Origin of the sequence: Taibaiella lutea, assembly GCF_008629695.1 — a bacterium.
GTDB lineage: Bacteria > Bacteroidota > Bacteroidia > Chitinophagales > Chitinophagaceae > Taibaiella > Taibaiella lutea.
Genome location: NZ_VWSH01000002.1, coordinates 13,281 through 31,317, shown reverse-complemented (window position 1 = coordinate 31,317; position 18,037 = coordinate 13,281). Strand labels below are relative to the sequence as shown.

The following is an 18,037-nucleotide window of genomic DNA, read 5'->3' as shown; positions in this document are numbered from 1 at the left end:
TATTAAGTGAGTTCTTTTGGGAAAGAATGAGTTGTTCTATTTGCGCATGACTATATTTCTTAAGCGCCTTTTCCCGGATCAGGGCTTCTCTTTTTGCAGGCAATATTTCAAGGTAAATATATTTTCAGGGCATTTTATTGCTGGTATAGGAAGAAAGCCCGGAATTGTGCTGTGCAATCCTGGATTCGGGATCTTGCGTAAAGCCTTTGTAATAGGAATTATCAACCAGGCTTTGAATAATATAAACAAAGTATTCCATAAACAAAAAAGCCGCTCGAATGAGCGACTTTTTGCGGACTGGACGGGACTCGAACCCGCGACCTCCGCCGTGACAGGGCGGCATTCTAACCAACTGAACTACCAATCCAAATATTTAACACAAAGAAACAAATCAGGTTTTTTAAATCAAAAAGCTTCAGATTTCTCTGAAGCTTTTTGCGGACTGGACGGGACTCGAACCCGCGACCTCCGCCGTGACAGGGCGGCATTCTAACCAACTGAACTACCAATCCAAAACCTTTCAATTTGACAACTTAATGCCCCCTTCTCTTTCGAAAGGAGTGCAAAGATACTCGGAGATTTTTAAACCGCAAAATTCTTTCACAAGAAAGTAGAAAATAATTTTCCTTAATCTTTCAAAAGTAAAGCCCCGTAAGACTTACGGAGCTTTTATATTCAATAAATTCAGATCTTTAATTTTAATAAGCAGCTTTATATATACCATCGAATTCACCAAAAGTCATCTTATCCCAGGTATATCCGTTGTCTTCGCTGCGATAAATACCTTTATTGGTAGCAATAAATACATAGTTTCGTGTAACATCGTTTTTATAAGTGTTCGATTTTACAGTCATGGAATAGACGGTAGTATTAATTTCCAGGCCTGTAGTTGAGCTTCTGAATGCTCCGTTTTCCACCCTGTACACGCCACCGGTATCTACGCCCACCAAAAAGCTTGTGCCACCGCTCGGAGATACTGCACAGTTAAGATGATGTTCTGTCATAGCACGAACCAATCCGTAAGGTTTCCAGTGAAGTCCTTCATCTTGGCTATACCATACTCCACCGGGACCATTATAATCCGTAAGGAACAAAGTATTGGAATTCGAGCTTAAATAAAACAATGTACCGTCAACAGGGAAAAGACCTTCCATTGTAACAGGCGTCCAGTTATCTGCATTATTATCTCTTTTAAACATTACATTGTTCAGGTTAGAGTAGGCAAAAACATGGCCGTTTGACAAACCTGTAAAACTTGATATTTCAAATGCAGGAGGCACGTTAGCATCCCATCCCATATCGTCTCCCCAGGTCTTTCCATTATCCCGGCTAACGGCTACGCCACGCGGAGCAGATTTACTGGTAATGTAAAGCATGTTCTGTTGATAAGAGTTATATGCCATTGTCTGCCATGGAAACTTCTTGACAGTGGTATAAACCGGATTAAAATTTTTACCGTTGTTGGCGCTCATGTGAAGATTTTCCTTCAACATCAAAAGATTGTTACCGGAAGTAATAATCAGACTTGGCGGATAGCCATCTGGAGGAAAAATGCTGCTGTAGGTTTCGCCGTCTGTTGAATTAAGCAACCAACCGTTATTATCGGCAACATAAAGGCTATAGGGAGTTTTTACTACCTTGTCATTATCGATGCCTATTGAACTTTCTTTTTTGCAACCCTGAAGGGCTACAAAAGATAAAAAAGACGCAAATAAGACGGCCGGTAGAAATCCTTTCTTCATGTACTTGTAATTTTTTCTCAAGATTATAAAAAATTGTTTAAAGTACAAAGGAAGACAAGGAAAAATATGTCCGAAGTTGGCACAATTGTGTATATATTTAAGAATTAGCCAACCTTTTGTGATATCACATCAGATTAATCCAAGATAAACGAATCAAAAAAACCGGCAACATTAAAAATATTGCCGGCTGATGCTATCGATTATATTTATTTCCCGCTGAAAGAAGCTGCTCTTTTTTCAAGAAATGCAGCAGTGCCTTCTTTTTTATCTTCTGTTCCGAAACTCTCGCCAAATGCCTTTACTTCATTACTCAATCCCGTTTGGCTTGCTGTTGCTGCTTCGTTTACCAATGCAATAATTTTGCCAACGGCCAATGGCGCTTTGGTCTGAATTTTCTGTACTATTTCCTTTGTTTTTGCAATCAATTCTTCAGCAGGAAAAACATAGTTTACCAAACCCAACGCCTTTGCCTCATCCGCTTTAATCATATCGGCAGTCATTAATAATTCCATGGCCTTTCCTTTGCCTATCAATTGTACCAGGCGTTGTGTACCGCCATAACCCGGAATCAATCCAAGATTTACCTCCGGTTGTCCGAACTTCGCATTTTCACTTGCAGTCCTGAAATGACAGGCCATCGCCAACTCGCAGCCACCACCCAGTGCAAAACCATTTACTGCAGCAATGATTGGCTTAGGCGCATTCTCAATTTTGCTAAAAACCTTATCCTGCCCTACTTGTGCCAAAGCCGCTCCACCTTTTGCATCCAAATCAGTAAATTCCGTAATATCCGCGCCGGCGACAAACGCCTTTGCACCTTCACCTGTAAGGATTGCAGCTTTGATATCATTGTTTTGATAAACTTCATCCAGGGCCTGTCCTAATTCATTGATGACATCTTTATTTAAAGCGTTCAATTTATCAGGTCTGTTAATAGTGATAATGAAAGTTCCGTCAGATAGTTCTGTTTTAATAGTTTGGTACATGTTTAGACTATTATGTTTTTAAATGATGTGGTACAATAACGGTCTTGCCGTTTTTAACGCTGTCAAATATAAGGGGAATGATTTGAATATTTTACGCTGAAATATTATCGCATCTGTTTTTTCAAAAATAAAAATCAAATCATAATGCTTCTGAAATCTGAATTATTAAAACAAAAAAGGCTTTAAAACTTAATAGTTTCAAAGCCTTTTTAAATATAACAGTACCGGTTTATCTAATCAATGTAACGTCACCTTTAAAGGTTTCTACCACATTATCGGCATAACCCAGTTTTATATAATAATAATAAACGCCACCGTCCAATGGTTTGCCTTTATAGGTCCCATCCCATCCTTCATCCGGATTAATCGTTTCAAAAACCTGTTTACCCCAACGATCATAAACCTGGAATGTGATAAGTTTACGCAAACCGATATTGGCTACTTTAAACACATCATTCAAATCATCTCCGTTCGGAGAAAACGCATTTGGAAGTTGTGTCAGCACCCTGTAATCTACATCCACAAAAGATGTATCGTAATTCATACAGCCAAATTCATTTAGACCCACAACAATATAGGCCGTAGGCTCTTTTGGTGTTACAATCGGATTGGCCACCTGCGGGTCAGTCATGGTTGATACAGGACTCCAGCTATACAATGTTCCTCCGGTTGCATGAAGCGTAACGCTTTTACCATATTTGACGGTAGTATCTGCAGGATAAGATTCAATAAGAGGTTTGTCATGAACAACGATAACAGTTTTCAATGTATCAAGACAACCGACACTGCTTTTAATAAGGACAAAATAATCATTCGTTCCCAATGGTGGTTTTGCTATCGGTTCAGGGCATGATGTGCAATCAAAAGTATTATTATCCGGAGGGGTACTTAATGATGCATCTTCATACCAGCTATACTGTACGCCATTGCTTGCATGAAGCTTCAACGCATCGCCGATACACAATTCGGATTGCAAAGGCGTAAGAGCGCCTATAAACGGAATGACTCTGATCTTGGCAGAATCTCTGAGATAACAACCATTGGCATCAACAGTAGCCAGGACATAATTACTGAAAAATCCGGGAACAATTAATGGCGTGTATAATGAATTGGGGTTTTGAACATTGGTAGTTGGTGTCCATGTATAATCAAAGCCGCTGCTTGGCGAAGGACCATTATTGATACCATAAAGTGTTACAACCTCTCCAAGGTTACAAATAGTAGAATCAGGAAGCGCTTTCAACAAGCCGTTGAAAGAATTGACATTGAAAGAGATCTGATTTAAGGTTGGCAATACACGTCCGCAGCTATCGGCCAATGTATTACCATCGCTGCCTACATAGCTTTTAACAGTGTAAATACCATCCACAGCAATAGGTTGGGCAAGCGACAATTCAACTGTTGAAGTAAAGCCACCCGGAATACAATTTGTTCCTGTTGCCGAAGCTATAACTACATTGCTGGGACCGGTAATCACAAAATCCGTACCATCAGGTGCAATGGTATTACAGGCTGTCGGCGTATTCAGATTAATCTTGATTGTCTGGCATGCAGGAGAATCAATGGAAATCATGGCAATAGGATCTAATCCGACATGGAAATTGAGGGAATCCGGTGTAACCAATGCGGAATTGCAAAGACCGAGCAATGTATTCCCATCAGTTCCAACTTTGGCATGGATGGAGTAATCTCCATTGGGTAAGGGGCTACTGAAATTTAGTTTGATTTTATCGGTATAACCTGCAGGGCCAGTACAATTAAGTCCCTGTGCACTTGCAACTGTTCCGCTTGGCGTAAGGTAAAAGTCACTGCCGTCAGTTGCAATAGAGCTGCAAAGAACATTCGTGTTTAATTTAACTGTCAATTGCTGAGACAAGTCGCAGTAAGGTAAAACCTGTTGAAACTTGGGCGGCGGCGGTTGATTAAAGCCAGCAGTGCTTCCTGCGAAATCCAATAAAAAGCCGGAACCCGGACAACCGCCAAAACAATCGTCATGGCCATAATTATTTATCATTATCAGATACACATCTCCTGCATTGGCATTGATTTGTTGCAGAAAAGGCTGTCCGTAAAGACCTGCGAATACCGTAGTAGTCGTCGAAGTAGTATTTAAGCCTATAACCCCGTTGGGATAATAAGTATTAGGTTGCTCATTGTTATTAAAATTACATCTTATCACCTCTGATTGCTGTATGCTGTTACAATTGCCATTAGTAATATCTACAACTGCAAAATCGTAATCATCCGCAGGGTCAACGGGCGTAATGGCAAAAACAATGATACCGGGAGAATTTACTTCCAGGCGAAACCATACAGAAGCAGCCTCAGGACTACCACAGGGGGTTGTATTTAAGTCCATCACCGAACCTGTGCTCTGATAACCATAAGGTGTAAAGAAATTACCGCAGATTTGCAAGGCAGAGCAAGCATCTTGTTCGGGTAAGTTTGGAGGTAAGAGCTGTGCTTTAAGGTCTCCGGCAATAAGGTTAAGAAACAAAAATGCACTAAAAATTTGTAATACTTTTTTCATTGACTAAACTTTTGGGCGTTAAAAAAGACAACTAAGTACATTACAAACCTCCCTGAAGGGAATTTGGTTATTGGTTTTAAAACAAAGACATCAGGATGTCTTCATTGTATAGGGTTAAAGATAACCGAAAGTTATGTAAATCCCTCTTCTTATATGGAGTATTTGATGTATAACCGTTTTAACATTTATAGAATTGATTGAAATGTTATCAATTAGCTGTTTATACATTTATAAATCGTTATAAAAAAATTCCTTAAAATAACTTTTCATTAAGAAAAACAAATGCTTTTTTTCTGATTTATTTCTGTAAAAAATCATCTTTAATCAAATTTCTTTTCAGAAAGAACACAGAAACACATGAATACTGTAATAAAAAATATAATTTTAGCACCTCAAAAAAGATGATTGATGAATCTGGATTTTAACAAAAATGATGATGCTATGCGTTTGGCAATCAGCCAAATGAAACAACGTTTTTCAAAAATTGAAGAAGGTGGCGGTAAAAAAGCCATGGAAAAAGCCCGCGCCAAAAATAAGATGGCGCCCCGCGAGCGCATTCAATATCTTATAGATAAAGACAGTACTTTCATTGAAATCGGCGCCTTTGCAGGTTATGAAATGTATAAAGAAGAAGGTGGTTGTCCTGCCGGTGGAACCGTAGCCGGGCTTGGCTATATTAAAGGCCGTCAGTGCGTGATTGTAGCAAATGACAATACAGTTAAAGCGGGTGCATGGTTTCCTATTACAGGTAAAAAGAATTTACGTTTACAGGAAATTGCCATGGAAAATAAACTACCCGTGGTTTACATAGTAGACAGTGCAGGTGTTTACCTTCCTATGCAGGACGAAATTTTTCCTGACAAAGAACATTTCGGACGCATATTCAGAAACAATGCTCAGATGAGTGCTATGGGCATTACACAAATCGCGGCAGTGATGGGAAGCTGTGTTGCAGGCGGTGCTTATTTACCAATCATGAGCGATGAAACTTTAATGGTAGAAGGCAATGGCTCTATCTTTCTTGCAGGACCTTATCTTGTAAAGGCCGCTATTGGCGAAGATGCCGACCAGGAAGCATTGGGCGGTGCCAAAATGCATACTGAAATCAGCGGCATTGCAGATTATAAATTTGAAACCGAGCAGGAATGCCTCGATCAGGTTCGCCGTATTATTGATAAAATCGGTTCACAACCCAAAGCCGGTTTTGACCGTACTGAACCCGCAAAACCAAAAAAAGAAACGAAAGAGATTTATGGTATTGTATCGGTTGACAATAACAAGCCTTATGATGTGGTTGAAGTTATAGAACGCCTGGTTGATAATTCTGAATTTGACCAGTTCAAAGAAGATTACGGCAAGACCATTGTTTGTGGATACGCACGTATAGAAGGCTGGGCTGTGGGCATTGTAGCCAATCAACGTACCATTGTGAAAAGTGGTAAAAAAGAAATGCAATTAGGCGGTGTAATTTATAATGACAGCGCAGATAAAGCAGCACGATTTATCCAGAATTGCAATCAGAAGAAAATCCCGTTGGTATTTTTGCAGGATGTAACAGGCTTTATGGTTGGTACACGCAGCGAGCAATCCGGCATTATTAAAGATGGTGCAAAATTGGTGAATGCAGTTGCAAATTCCGTTGTTCCTAAAATTACAATTGTTATCGGTAACAGCTATGGCGCAGGTAATTATGCCATGTGCGGCAAGGCTTATGATCCCCGCTTTATATACGCATGGCCTAATGCCAAGATTGCCGTAATGGGAGGAGAACAGGCAGCTAAAACATTACTGCAGATTCAGGTTGCTTCCTTAAAAGCTAAAGGCGAAATTATTGACCCGGAAAAAGAACAGGAATTATTAAAAACCATTACCGACAGATATAACACACAAACTTCTGCATACTATGCTGCTGCACGTTTGTGGGTAGATGAAATTATTGATCCTGCAGATACGCGCAAGGTAATTTCAGAAGGTATTAATGCTGCAAATCATGCGCCCATCGAACGCGAGTGGAAAGCTGGTGTGTTTCAGGTTTAAGTTTATCATATTGAGTAATAAAAAGGTTGTCCTGAGAATCAGGACAACCTTTTTATTTGACTGTATCGATGTATTTTATCAATAAGAAATGGAATTATCAATCGTCTTAAACCCTGTTTTGTATTCACCCGATGAAGAACCGTCATCTTCCAGGGAGCTTTGAAAAGCCATAATTATAGTGCCTTCGCCGTTGGAAGACAATTCATAGAAATCCATATTCAATAACTGCTCCGCCATTGAAACCCTGAGACTTCTGCCTTCGCATACTTTTATGCCTAATTTCTTTTTAAAAGGAGTCACCTTACAATTTCTTTTACCAAATTTCGACACCATCCCGTCTATCAGCGCGTCTATTGAAACTGTTGAGCCAAACTGGAAAAGCATTACCTTGATATCATTGCCGCTGAATATCCAGTTCTTGTAATTTATCCCGGCATCTTCATTGAACTCAAAGGTATATTGGCGCGGATATTCAAAGGAAACATAATTACTGTTGAACTTCTTGAAATCGGCCAGTTGAATAGAGATCGTAGGCTTGACAAGCGTTTCCGTAACCTTTAATAATTCTTTTTCATTCAGTAAATAAAAAGTGTCGTTAACATTGAGTTGAAATTGTGCTTTGGGTTCTATAGCCGCAGCATCGACAGACTCCTGAGCATTGGAAGCGAACCCCAATAAGGCAAAACATAAGAATAAAAAGGGTATTTTCATAAGGGTTAATTTTTTCAGCAATGATAAGGTATAAATTTCTTTATCGGTGCTGATCAATCAGAATCATATTGCCATCAGGATCAGTCAACATAACACTTGCCGGACCGGTTGTCTGTTCGTCTGCTTCCGTCATTAAGCTGATGCTTTTATTTTTCAATTCCTGTTGAATAGCTCTTACATCGTCGAACTGTTCCATATTTCGGGCATTTTCATCCCAACCCGGATTAAACGTTAATATATTTCCCTGAAACATGCCCTGGAAAAGTCCTACAAGGGCATTCTCATTTTTCATAATGAGATAGTTTTTCTCCATGCTCCCTCCAAAAACCTTGAACCCAAGATTTTCATAGAATTCTCTTGAAACATCAAGATCCTTTACACTAAGGCTGATTGAAAATGCTCCTAATTTCATGTTATTCTTTTTTATTTTATTGTTAGTGATTGCCGCAACATGTTGCCTCATGTCATTGCAATGTTATGGCCAGCGCATCCGGCACACACAAATGTATAAAAGAACAGGCGCATACATTCAGTATCTCATTGCAAGCTATTTTCCTCCGAAATCTATTTTAACACATATTGCCTTGGTGCCAATCCCGCAACTCTCCTGACAGAAGGAACCAAAGTAATATTCATCCACATTTTAGCGATGAATAAACTTTGCCTGAAAATGTTTTTACCGAACATGTTCAACATATCCTTCAGCGCATCTGGCTTATGCATCCATTCTGTATTAAACAAAGTACCCTGACCTATTGTGGCAAACCGTTTAAACATTTTCTTTTCATAATTCGCTATAGCTGCCTGCACAGTTGTAAATGCAGGATTGGTAAGCGCTTCGCTTAATTGCAGCGCATCCAGCATCGCCATGTTTACACCCTCACCTGCAAAAGGCGGCATCCAATGAGCTGCATCGCCAATTAAAGTGATGCCTGGTTGCGCTATCCATTGCTGATTTAGCGGCATACAATATTGTGGCCTTGGAATGAAAAGCGTTGTTTCGCTGGCAAATAATTCATGCCATATACTGCTCCATTCCGGAAATGTTTGTTTGAACCAAGCCAAAACCTGTTTGTTGTCTTTGAAATCTATGCCGCTTTTCTTATCCCAAAACTCTTCTGTTTTGCAGCCTGTGGCAAAGCCAAAACTTCCGTCGCCTTTGGAACTTACAATCAAAGTCTTTTCATTTCCGTAAGCAAATATTTTGCCGCCCTGCAGAAGATTATGAATTGAAGGTGCTGTTTTCCGGGCATCTTTTATGGAGCCTTCCAACATTGTAATACCTGTCCACAAAGGTTTAATATCAGTAACAAAAGGTCTTATTTTACTGTTTGCCCCATCTGCACCTATTACAATATCAGCAACAACTGCTTCGCCGTTTTGAAAAACAAGTTTCCATGTGTCTTGTAGCTTCTCAACAGATATGATGTGGCTATCCCAGACTACTGCTTCAGGCTGTAAAGAATCCAACAGTATATCCCGTAACGGACCGCGGTCAATTTCAGGCCGGTGGCCTTTGTCGCCAAAGGTTTCCGCCTTGCCCTTCAGGTGTTCATCAAAGTGAATCTTTGCCTGGTTATCTACTACCCTTATCAGTCCGGCGCCGGGCCTGTAATGCGTCTTGAATGCATTCATCAGCCCTGCCTTCTCCAGTGCAGCCAGTCCCGATTCGGTATGAAGATCCAGCGCACCGCCCTGAATTCTTACATCCCGGTTAATATCTCTTTCATAAACCATTACATCTGCTCCCTTAAGTTGTAATAATCGTGCAAGCGTTAAACCGCCCGGACCTCCGCCAATGATGGCTATTTTTTTATCCTGTATCAACATAACCTGAATTGTTTTGACAATGCAAAACTATTTCACCGGCAAGGTTGATAATAGTATAAATCGGTCGTTTTGGTTTTTAAACAATTCCTTCGGCACTACGCCCGAAAACTTCTTTATTTCCTTTATAAAGTGGTTTTGATCCGCAAAATCCTCTTCAGGATAAAGTTTGCCTTCTTTGATATGTTGCAGAGATGCTTTGAACCTTAAAATATTGCAGTAAGCCTTTAAGGAAATACCAAACTGCTCCTTAAAATACCGGTTAATCTGCCGGCTGCTCCAGTAAACCTTTTCAGATAATTCCTTTACCGGCAAAGCGCCGTTTGAAGCATAAATCAGTTCAAATAATTTTTGCTTTCTGCCATCAATATCCGGCTTGATTTGCGTTATCATCTTAGCCGAGACTTTTTTACAAAATGCTTCAAAATCATCCAGATCATTTTTGCTGATATCCCAAAAATCAGCGGGTAACAGCGCGCCTTCATTCAATACAGATGCAGCTTTGATGTCAAGCAGGTATTCAATAGCAAGCAGCTTAAAGCTTACTGCGAACATTACAGTTCGGGGCGGAATAGAATTTTGAGCAGGCATTGTGTCCAGGCCTCTGAGAACAATGTCGTGTTCTTCATTTCCTGAATAAGAAAAAATAATGTCAAACCTGCCATCAGGTAAAACAACAATTTCATGTGCCTTATCTGAAACGTTCTTAAGCATCCAGAAACTTTCAACAAATGCTGAAAGCTCTGAATCAGGCCGGATGATCTTATATTGAATTTCAGGGCTTTTCATTTTATTTGTCTGTTCCGTTTATGCCTACACCGCTTTTGTCATTCTATTATCTTATAACTAAAGTCTTCAATTATATTTACAAGTAAAGGATAATTGCCTGATGGTGCAAATTCATAATTAGCAGTAATGGTAACCTTCTTTCCTATTATTGCTTTATACTTCATATTCGGATTTACATTCTTCATTATGTCGCCATAAATACGAATTTCCCTTGTAGTGGCAGTATCCTCTTCTTCGCTCTCCGGATTGGGAATAAATTTTACAGGCTGCGGCAACACCAATACCATCGCATCTTTAATAACTTTTCCGTTAATCGGATGCCGAAGGTCTTTTAATACAACCTTACCAGTTAAACTGAGTTTGCCGTAATTATAGGAACGTAAACTTTGCCCAATTGACGTTAATGAAAAGAAAAGAAAAAAAGTGATTAATAAGTATTTCATGAAAGCGGTTTTACTTTTCCGAATGTATTTGATTGAATGAACAAATCTGACTTGTCGGCTATTTACTTTTGGGTTCGTAAATAAGCTGTACAACACCCGATTTGAAAATATTGGTTTTAATTAACCTTAATTCTATCCTTTCTTTTAACTCCTCAAACAATGGCTTGCCACTTCCTAAAACAGTAGGATGTACTGATATCTTGTAAACGTCAATAAGATCCAATCCGATAAATGTTTTTATAAGGCCGGCGCCGCCATAAAGCCAGATATCTTTTCCACCTTGTTTTTTAATTTCAGTTACCTTATCAACAATATCGGTATTTATAAAAGTAGCTTTTTCATCTTGTTTGTGCTGGCTTGAAAAAACGAATTTATCTTTGGCATGTATGCCTTCCCATAACATTCTTTCTGTATGCCCCGCATTCGCATCCGGTTGGAAATTACCCCAAAGATCATAGCTTACCCTACCGTAAAATATAGTGTCGATGCCTGCTATAAAACCTTCAAAGTCCATATCATCATCCATGATACACCAATCAATTTCCCCGTTTGGCCCTTCAATAAAGCCGTCTAAGGTTACGGCCAAATCTAAAATTACTTTCTTCATTTTATGTTGATTTGAATTCACGCCGTCGTTGGTGTTGTCACCAACAACACACATCATTAACACATCATAGCCAGAGATCACGCTGTTGTTGGTGAAAACAACAACAACAAACATTAATATACATCATAACCATAGATTATAAAGGTATCAGAAACCCCCAATCATCTATGCCTGTTTCATAATACCTTGCCGAGAATAAAGATACTCAACAGGATTCTTTACTAATACTGCTTCACGCCGTTGTTGGTGTTTTCACCAACAAACAACAAACATTAATATACATCATAACCAAAGATTATAATGGCGTCAGAACCCCCCAATCATCTATGCCTGTTTCATAATACCTTGCCGAAGAATAAAGATACTCAACAGGATTCTTTACTAATCCTGCTCTTAAAGGATTTTCATGGATATAATTAAGTTTTTGCTTTACAACCGCTTCCGTCCAGATATCAATGGACAATGGATTTATTTCCCAAAACTGATATTCCCTGTCTTTTGCATTCACTTTAAAATGCCTTAATACTTCCGGATGATTTTCTATCAAATCGAATTTTATTTTCTGTGCCGTAAATTTCAGGAAATCGCGTTGAATATTTTCTCTTTTGTGAGGATGTCTGCAATGCCAGATGATGTGTATATGATTACTCATAATTACAAATCCATGGATGATGACACGCTCTTCCTTTACTAAAAACTTAAGGCTGTCGATGATAATGTCTTTATACTTATCTGGCAGTAAAAGCATTTTCCATTCCAGAATGGTAGCAGTGAAAAAATGGAGTTCATATCTTTTGAATACGCTCATCTTAAAACTTTAAAATGAAGATAGCGTTTGTTGTTGGTGAAAACACCAACAACGGCGGAAAATCCTATCATTCATGCCGTTGTTCGTGAAAACACGAACGGCGGAAAAAGTATTTACCTTGTTATATACTTATTGCCGCCTGCTTTTCTTCTTTCTGTGTTCTAAACGTAAAGCCAGGGTTATTTCGGAAAATATAGGATGATTAAGCGGTCCGATAGGCTTACGTGCGGAAATTGTATTTGAAATATTAATATCGACATTCTTTGCAAACCTTATACCTCCATCCATCACATATCCAAAGAAATCCGTTGCTCTTGAAAATCCTGATATGTTTGTAAACCCTGTAGTTGTATAGCTGACGCCGCCACCTAAATAAAATCCCCAATTCCTTTTGCAGCCTTCATCAGAACCTAAACCAAAATTATAATGCAACAATAATGGCAAATCGACAAAAAGATGAATGGTACCACCATTCACTCCGGCATCGTTTGTAGTGGCATTATTGAAAGTATTGCCATCATCTCCTCCGTAATATAATGCAGCAATAATTAATGGAATGATTACTCCGGTCCCGGCTTTATCCTCCATTCCGATTTTTACATTAGTGGAAACAGAAAAGGAGGAATTACGCATGTCAACGATGTTTTTCCCTGCAAAGAATGAAAATCCGCCCGCAATGCTTGTGTTTGAGACTAACCGCGCTCCTGTATAGCCAATACCTAAGTGTATCTGGCTATACAAACAATGGGGCAACAATATAAATAGGGGAAATACAAATAATATTTTGATAAGCTTGATCATGACGATTTTGCCGGTATTTTTTCTAACAAAGAATGGGTTTATTGCTATGCCAATACAAAAATACAAACCCAATCCTAAAATCCCTGCTATTCTCAGTTGGTATTGTCACCAACAACATCTTATCTCTTACGGTGTCAGTAAAAAACGTTCATACCACAGTTTATTGCATAGACTCAATTGAACTAAAAACAGGTATTATTTCTGCTGTCATTTGCATTTTAACCAACAACAAAACCTTATTTCCCACATCCGGCATTCTTTAAATTAAAAACAGCTTCATTATTTTCAATGTACATTTCCATTATGCTATCGTTAACTCTTATTATGCTACCGTCAGATGCGATTATGCAAAGTTCAACTGTAATTATTTCAGTTGCGGGTGCGATTATTTGAACGTCAACTGTTATTATGTCACAATGCATGATTATTATTTACATGTCAATATCGATTATTTAAACTGCCGATCCGATTATGTTGTGTTCAACTGTAATTATGTAAGTATCGGGTGCGATTATTTGAACGTCAGGTGCAATTATGACATAACGCATGGTGATTATTTTTATATCATATTGCTATTTTACCGCAACGCTATTTAATCCATTCATTTTTAAAAAGATTTATATAAATACGTCTTTCATTCTGAATACCGGCAAGCAATTTACATAATCGTCAATTCTCATTACAACAGCAGCTGATTACACTATAAATCACTCAAATACTTCCTTGTACAATATTATCTAATCCAATATCTTTGCAGCCTTATTATGGCAAACGAAAACAAATTACAGGCAATTATTGCCCATGCAAAGGAATACGGTTTCGTGTTTCCTTCCAGCGAAATATACGATGGTCTTGGTGCGGTGTACGATTATGGTCAATGGGGTGTTGAGCTGAAGCGCAACGTCCGTGATTATTGGTGGCGTTGGATGACCCAGATGAATGAACAAAACATTGTAGGTATCGATGCAGCCATCTTCATGCATCCCACCACATGGAAAGCCAGCGGCCACGTAGATAATTTCAGCGATCCGATGATTGACAACAAGGACAGCAAAAAGCGCTACCGTGTTGACCATCTGATTGAAGGTTTTGCAGAAACATTGCCACAGGAACAAGGTGATGCTTTGATTGCCGAAATGGAAAAATTGATTGCCGCCGATGATTTTGCAGGTTTGAAAACCCTGATTGAAACAAATAAAATAAAATGTGCCGTTAGCGGAACGGTTAACTGGACAGATGTACGTCAGTTCAACCTGATGTTCTCCACCGAAGTAGGTTCTGTAGCCGAAGAAAGCAACACCATTTACTTACGTCCTGAAACGGCACAAGGTATATTCGTAAACTTCCTGAATGTACAAAAGACTGCAAGGATGAAAATTCCTTTCGGTATTGCACAAACAGGTAAAGCATTCCGTAACGAAATCGTAGCACGTGGTTTTATCTTCCGTATGCGCGAATTCGAACAAATGGAAATGCAGTTCTTCGTTCGCCCCGGCACACAAAAACAATGGTACGAATACTGGAAGGAAAAACGCAGGGAATGGCACAGTACGCTTGGCGTTGCTGCCGATAAATATCGTTTCCATGATCACGTTAAGTTAGCGCACTATGCCGACGCAGCCTGCGATATCGAATATGATTTCCCGATGGGCTTCAAGGAACTGGAAGGTATTCATAGCCGTGGTGATTTTGATTTGACACAACATCAATTGTACAGCAAAAAGAAGATGCAGTACTTCGATGCCGATATTGACCCTGAAACAGGTAAGGCGTACGGTAACTATATTCCTTATGTAATCGAAACATCTATCGGTCTGGACAGAACCATATTGATGCTGATGAGCGAAGCTTATACCGAAGAAGATTTAAGCACCGAAGAAAAACAGGACAGCCGCGTAGTAATGAAATTCATTCCGAAACTGGCTCCCATTAAATTAGCTGTTCTTCCTCTAATGAAGAAAGACGGTTTGCCTGAAATAGCAAGAGAATTGATGGATGAATGTAAACAACATTTCAAATGTTTTTACGAAGAGAAAGATGCGATCGGTAAACGTTACAGAAGAATGGATGCGATCGGTACACCTTTTTGTGTTACCATCGACCATCAGTCAAAAGAAGACCAGACCGTTACTATTCGTTACAGAGATACGATGGCACAGGAACGTGTTCACATTTCCAAAGTAAGAGAGATTGTTCAGGCGGCGTTATAAGTTTATAAATTAGCAGGTAAAAATGGGACGTAAGATTACGTTCCATTTTTTATTAATCTTCCTCGTAGCGACGCGGCATCGCTGAAGAAAAGACTAAAATTCCATTGTCAAGATTTGTCTAATTAAGAAATTAACCCAAATTGCGACTAAATTTACCATATAAACCGGAACAGAAATGCTGCCTGAACAAGAATTACAATCCATCCTTGCCCATTCCTTTGAAATTGATTTTCCGGAAATGATTTCAAAGGAGAAAATAATTGAAGTCCTTTCCTGGAGAGTAGATAAGCTGATAGAAGGTAATCCCGACAAACTGTTTTCGATGCTTTACAGGCTCGATATTTCAGAAAGAAAAATCAAAGAAGCAATGGCTACGGATAATGAGGTGACAAAAAAAATTGCCGTCCTTATTTATGAACGGCAACTGGAAAAAATTATATCAAGAAGAAATTTCAGCGCTGAAACTCCCGACGATGACTTAGCCTGGTAAGGATTAATCGTTCAGGTTTTTGATTTCCTGAATAGAAACCTGATCAAATACTTTGTTTGCATAATCGCAGGTATCTACAACTCCTGTATGTGTAAATTTAACTTTCACACGAAGTCCGCCGTGTTGATAAGCAGACGAAAGATACAATGGTTCCAGATAAGCAGAATCTTCTAATTGCAGCAGGTAGCCACATCCTACATTTGTAATATCACCTGTATCTACTACGGTTGCATTCACCATGTCTTTATCTTTGTTGCAGGAAGCCGCGAAACACAAAACGGCTGCAAGAGCCAAAGTATATTTTTTAATCATTTTTTTGAATTGAACGGTTAAAAATATAAAATCAAAAGCAGAAAACCAATATTATTCCGTGAATTTATAACCTACACCTCTTACAGAATGAAAATGTTTGGGATTACGGGTGTCTTTTTCAAAATATTTACGGAAGTTCAGGATGAAATTATCAATCGTTCTTGTGGTAGGATAAACATTATAGCCCCAAACAACCTGCAATATATGCTCTCTCGAAACCACTTCACCTTTATGTTCTATCAATAAACGCAATAAAGCAATCTCCTTCTTGCTTAATTCAATAGCCTTGCCATCTTTGTCCTTGGCAGACTGTCCGGTGAAGTCAATTCGGCTTTTGCCAAAGGCATAAACATCCGGAGCGGTATTACGTTCTTTCAGTTTTTTGTTTTTGACCACCAATTTTTCAACACGCAATAACAATTCTTCCAGGTTGAAAGGCTTGGTCATATAATCGTCGCCACCTTTGCGTAATCCTTCAATCCTGTCTGCACCGCTGTTTCTTGCAGACAAGAAAAGAATAGGCACTTCATTGTTCTGCACGCGTATATTCTCACAAACCGTAATACCATCCATTTCCGGAAGCATGATATCAAGAATAATCAGGTCGAAATACTCCGCTTTTACTGCTTTCAGAACAGCGGCGCCATTGTCAACCGTCGTTACCTCATAACCTTCCAACTCAAGGTTAAGTTTAATGGCTTCCCTTATGCTCTCTTCATCTTCTACTACAAGCAAAGAAGCCTTGGATTCATTTTTAGATACTGCCATGATTTATTTAAAATCTTAATTTATATAGCTCCCGCAAAGGTAATGCGTTCTGTATGGAATGAAGAAATAGCGCTATTGAGGATTGTAATATCTATGTCATATTTAGTTTTCAGTAGTTAGTCGTTAGTGGGTTAGTCAATATTATTCATCATTTCACTACTCACCATTCACGATCCACCATTGACTATTCACTATTAACAACTCACTATTCACTACTTACCATTGACTATTCACTATTAACAACTCACTATTCACTACTTACCATTGACTATTGCCTATTCACTACTCACTAACCACTATCGACTAAAAAAGCCCGTTTATCTGCGCATCAATCTTGCCTATGATATGTGCAAAACCCTCTTCTGTTTCATCAAAATTTATTTCATCCGATTCGATGATCAATAAAGGACCGTCATTGTATTTGCTGATCCAGTTATTGTAATGTTCGTTAAGACGTTTCAGGTAATCCAGACGTATATTTTCTTCATAGTCCCTGCCCCTTTTCTGAATACGATCCACCAAAGTAGGAATAGAAGCTTTAAGATAGATAAGCAAGTCAGGCGGATTTACCATCTTCTTTAATGTCTGGAAGAACTGCGCATAATTTTCAAAATCGCGGCGCGACATCAGGCCCATTTCATGTAAGTTGGGCGCAAAGATATAAGCATCTTCATAGATGGTCCTGTCCTGTATTACAGTCTGCTTTCCATTTTGTATTTCCAACAATTGAGTCAGGCGGTTATTCAAAAAATAAACCTGTAAGTTAAACGACCAACGCTGCATGTCGTTGTAAAAGTCATTCAGATAAGGATTGTCTTCAGTTGTTTCATATTGAGGCGTCCATTTATAATGCTTTGCCAGCATTTGCGCCAATGTGGTTTTCCCGGCACCAATATTTCCTGCAATGGCAATGTGTTTCATTTTTTTTTGAGGCATCTGATGGAATGTTTTGGGCGTAGGATTAATATGCTTGTTT

The 18,037-nt window shown here is 39.0% G+C and carries 18 protein-coding genes and 2 tRNA genes; 3 read left to right on the top strand and 17 right to left on the bottom strand.

The window, feature by feature from the left end; all coding sequences use genetic code 11:
• Positions 1-124: 124 nt before the first annotated feature.
• From F0919_RS18820 to F0919_RS07505, 6 genes are all read right to left on the bottom strand, one after another.
• Complete coding sequence (locus F0919_RS18820) at positions 125-259, bottom strand: GIY-YIG nuclease family protein (RefSeq protein ID WP_150032146.1); 135 nt, start codon at positions 257-259, stop codon at positions 125-127.
• A 34-nt stretch (positions 260-293) separates the two neighbouring features.
• A tRNA-Asp gene (locus F0919_RS07525) sits at positions 294-367 on the bottom strand.
• A gap of 71 nt (positions 368-438) precedes the next feature.
• Positions 439-512, bottom strand: a tRNA-Asp gene (locus tag F0919_RS07520).
• A 186-nt stretch (positions 513-698) separates the two neighbouring features.
• A complete protein-coding gene (locus F0919_RS07515; RefSeq protein WP_150032145.1) occupies positions 699-1,742 on the bottom strand; it encodes a WD40/YVTN/BNR-like repeat-containing protein in 1,044 nt (347 codons plus the stop codon).
• Positions 1,743-1,948: 206 nt separating this feature from the next.
• The gene (locus F0919_RS07510; protein WP_150032144.1) at positions 1,949-2,728 is read right to left on the bottom strand and encodes an enoyl-CoA hydratase/isomerase family protein; all 780 of its coding nucleotides are present in this window, start codon (positions 2,726-2,728) and stop codon (positions 1,949-1,951) included.
• A 229-nt stretch (positions 2,729-2,957) separates the two neighbouring features.
• On the bottom strand, positions 2,958-5,258 hold the full coding sequence (locus tag F0919_RS07505; protein WP_150032143.1) for a gliding motility-associated C-terminal domain-containing protein: 2,301 nt from the start codon (positions 5,256-5,258) through the stop codon (positions 2,958-2,960).
• 408 nt (positions 5,259-5,666) lie between these two features.
• Here F0919_RS07505 and F0919_RS07500 point away from each other — a divergent pair, with 408 nt between their 5' ends.
• Positions 5,667-7,295 carry an acyl-CoA carboxylase subunit beta gene (locus tag F0919_RS07500; protein WP_150032142.1) on the top strand — a complete coding sequence of 543 codons (1,629 nt, stop codon included), beginning with the start codon at positions 5,667-5,669 and terminating at the stop codon, positions 7,293-7,295.
• Between the two features lie 78 nt (positions 7,296-7,373).
• On the opposite strand, the gene F0919_RS07495 is transcribed toward F0919_RS07500, so the two are convergent.
• The 8 genes from F0919_RS07495 to F0919_RS07460 all read right to left on the bottom strand — a co-directional run bounded on the left by F0919_RS07495 (position 7,374) and on the right by F0919_RS07460 (position 13,281).
• On the bottom strand, positions 7,374-8,006 hold the full coding sequence (locus F0919_RS07495) for a hypothetical protein (RefSeq protein ID WP_150032141.1): 633 nt from the start codon (positions 8,004-8,006) through the stop codon (positions 7,374-7,376).
• Positions 8,007-8,046: 40 nt separating this feature from the next.
• Entirely contained in the window at positions 8,047-8,418 is a 372-nt protein-coding gene (locus F0919_RS07490) for a VOC family protein (RefSeq protein WP_150032140.1), read from the bottom strand.
• Positions 8,419-8,570: 152 nt separating this feature from the next.
• Positions 8,571-9,836: an FAD-dependent oxidoreductase gene (locus tag F0919_RS07485; RefSeq protein WP_150032139.1), complete on the bottom strand. Its 1,266-nt coding sequence runs from the start codon at positions 9,834-9,836 to the stop codon at positions 8,571-8,573.
• Positions 9,837-9,863: 27 nt separating this feature from the next.
• Positions 9,864-10,622, bottom strand: coding sequence for a helix-turn-helix domain-containing protein (locus F0919_RS07480; protein WP_150032138.1), 759 nt, complete (start codon positions 10,620-10,622; stop codon positions 9,864-9,866).
• Between the two features lie 38 nt (positions 10,623-10,660).
• Positions 10,661-11,065, bottom strand: a complete 405-nt coding sequence (locus F0919_RS07475; protein WP_150032137.1) for a hypothetical protein — start codon at positions 11,063-11,065, stop codon at positions 10,661-10,663.
• 58 nt (positions 11,066-11,123) lie between these two features.
• Positions 11,124-11,672: a dihydrofolate reductase family protein gene (locus tag F0919_RS07470; protein WP_150032136.1), complete on the bottom strand. Its 549-nt coding sequence runs from the start codon at positions 11,670-11,672 to the stop codon at positions 11,124-11,126.
• Between the two features lie 295 nt (positions 11,673-11,967).
• Entirely contained in the window at positions 11,968-12,480 is a 513-nt protein-coding gene (locus tag F0919_RS07465; RefSeq protein ID WP_150032135.1) for a transposase, read from the bottom strand.
• Between the two features lie 129 nt (positions 12,481-12,609).
• The gene (locus F0919_RS07460) at positions 12,610-13,281 is read right to left on the bottom strand and encodes a hypothetical protein (RefSeq protein ID WP_150032134.1); all 672 of its coding nucleotides are present in this window, start codon (positions 13,279-13,281) and stop codon (positions 12,610-12,612) included.
• Positions 13,282-14,045: 764 nt separating this feature from the next.
• Here F0919_RS07460 and F0919_RS07455 point away from each other — a divergent pair.
• Positions 14,046-15,491: a glycine--tRNA ligase gene (locus F0919_RS07455; protein ID WP_150032133.1), complete on the top strand. Its 1,446-nt coding sequence runs from the start codon at positions 14,046-14,048 to the stop codon at positions 15,489-15,491.
• A gap of 175 nt (positions 15,492-15,666) precedes the next feature.
• Positions 15,667-15,981, top strand: a complete 315-nt coding sequence (locus F0919_RS07450; protein WP_150032132.1) for a hypothetical protein — start codon at positions 15,667-15,669, stop codon at positions 15,979-15,981.
• Positions 15,982-15,984: 3 nt separating this feature from the next.
• Here F0919_RS07450 and F0919_RS07445 read toward each other — a convergent pair whose 3' ends face one another.
• The 3 genes from F0919_RS07445 to F0919_RS07435 all read right to left on the bottom strand — a co-directional run bounded on the left by F0919_RS07445 (position 15,985) and on the right by F0919_RS07435 (position 17,997).
• The gene (locus F0919_RS07445) at positions 15,985-16,293 is read right to left on the bottom strand and encodes a hypothetical protein (protein ID WP_150032131.1); all 309 of its coding nucleotides are present in this window, start codon (positions 16,291-16,293) and stop codon (positions 15,985-15,987) included.
• Between the two features lie 51 nt (positions 16,294-16,344).
• Positions 16,345-17,061, bottom strand: a complete 717-nt coding sequence (locus F0919_RS07440) for a response regulator transcription factor (protein ID WP_150032130.1) — start codon at positions 17,059-17,061, stop codon at positions 16,345-16,347.
• Between the two features lie 303 nt (positions 17,062-17,364).
• The gene (locus F0919_RS07435) at positions 17,365-17,997 is read right to left on the bottom strand and encodes a deoxynucleoside kinase (protein ID WP_150032824.1); all 633 of its coding nucleotides are present in this window, start codon (positions 17,995-17,997) and stop codon (positions 17,365-17,367) included.
• Positions 17,998-18,037 lie beyond the last annotated feature (40 nt).

Excerpts from the sequence above, each read along its gene's own strand:
- F0919_RS07480 (WP_150032138.1), bottom strand. The coding sequence starts at position 10,622 with ATGAAAAGCCCTGAAATTCAATATAAGATCATCCGGCCTGATTCAGAG.
- F0919_RS07475 (WP_150032137.1), bottom strand. The coding sequence starts at position 11,065 with ATGAAATACTTATTAATCACTTTTTTTCTTTTCTTTTCATTAACGTCA.
- F0919_RS07450 (WP_150032132.1), top strand. The coding sequence starts at position 15,667 with ATGCTGCCTGAACAAGAATTACAATCCATCCTTGCCCATTCCTTTGAA.
- F0919_RS07485 (WP_150032139.1), bottom strand. The coding sequence starts at position 9,836 with ATGTTGATACAGGATAAAAAAATAGCCATCATTGGCGGAGGTCCGGGC.
- F0919_RS18820 (WP_150032146.1), bottom strand. The coding sequence starts at position 259 with ATGGAATACTTTGTTTATATTATTCAAAGCCTGGTTGATAATTCCTAT.
- F0919_RS07445 (WP_150032131.1), bottom strand. The coding sequence starts at position 16,293 with ATGATTAAAAAATATACTTTGGCTCTTGCAGCCGTTTTGTGTTTCGCG.
- F0919_RS07460 (WP_150032134.1), bottom strand. The coding sequence starts at position 13,281 with ATGATCAAGCTTATCAAAATATTATTTGTATTTCCCCTATTTATATTG.
- F0919_RS07515 (WP_150032145.1), bottom strand. The coding sequence starts at position 1,742 with ATGAAGAAAGGATTTCTACCGGCCGTCTTATTTGCGTCTTTTTTATCT.
- F0919_RS07465 (WP_150032135.1), bottom strand. The coding sequence starts at position 12,480 with ATGAGCGTATTCAAAAGATATGAACTCCATTTTTTCACTGCTACCATT.
- F0919_RS07510 (WP_150032144.1), bottom strand. The coding sequence starts at position 2,728 with ATGTACCAAACTATTAAAACAGAACTATCTGACGGAACTTTCATTATC.
- F0919_RS07500 (WP_150032142.1), top strand. The coding sequence starts at position 5,667 with ATGAATCTGGATTTTAACAAAAATGATGATGCTATGCGTTTGGCAATC.
- F0919_RS07455 (WP_150032133.1), top strand. The coding sequence starts at position 14,046 with ATGGCAAACGAAAACAAATTACAGGCAATTATTGCCCATGCAAAGGAA.
- F0919_RS07505 (WP_150032143.1), bottom strand. The coding sequence starts at position 5,258 with ATGAAAAAAGTATTACAAATTTTTAGTGCATTTTTGTTTCTTAACCTT.
- F0919_RS07495 (WP_150032141.1), bottom strand. The coding sequence starts at position 8,006 with ATGAAAATACCCTTTTTATTCTTATGTTTTGCCTTATTGGGGTTCGCT.
- F0919_RS07435 (WP_150032824.1), bottom strand. The coding sequence starts at position 17,997 with ATGCCTCAAAAAAAAATGAAACACATTGCCATTGCAGGAAATATTGGT.
- F0919_RS07440 (WP_150032130.1), bottom strand. The coding sequence starts at position 17,061 with ATGGCAGTATCTAAAAATGAATCCAAGGCTTCTTTGCTTGTAGTAGAA.
- F0919_RS07470 (WP_150032136.1), bottom strand. The coding sequence starts at position 11,672 with ATGAAGAAAGTAATTTTAGATTTGGCCGTAACCTTAGACGGCTTTATT.
- F0919_RS07490 (WP_150032140.1), bottom strand. The coding sequence starts at position 8,418 with ATGAAATTAGGAGCATTTTCAATCAGCCTTAGTGTAAAGGATCTTGAT.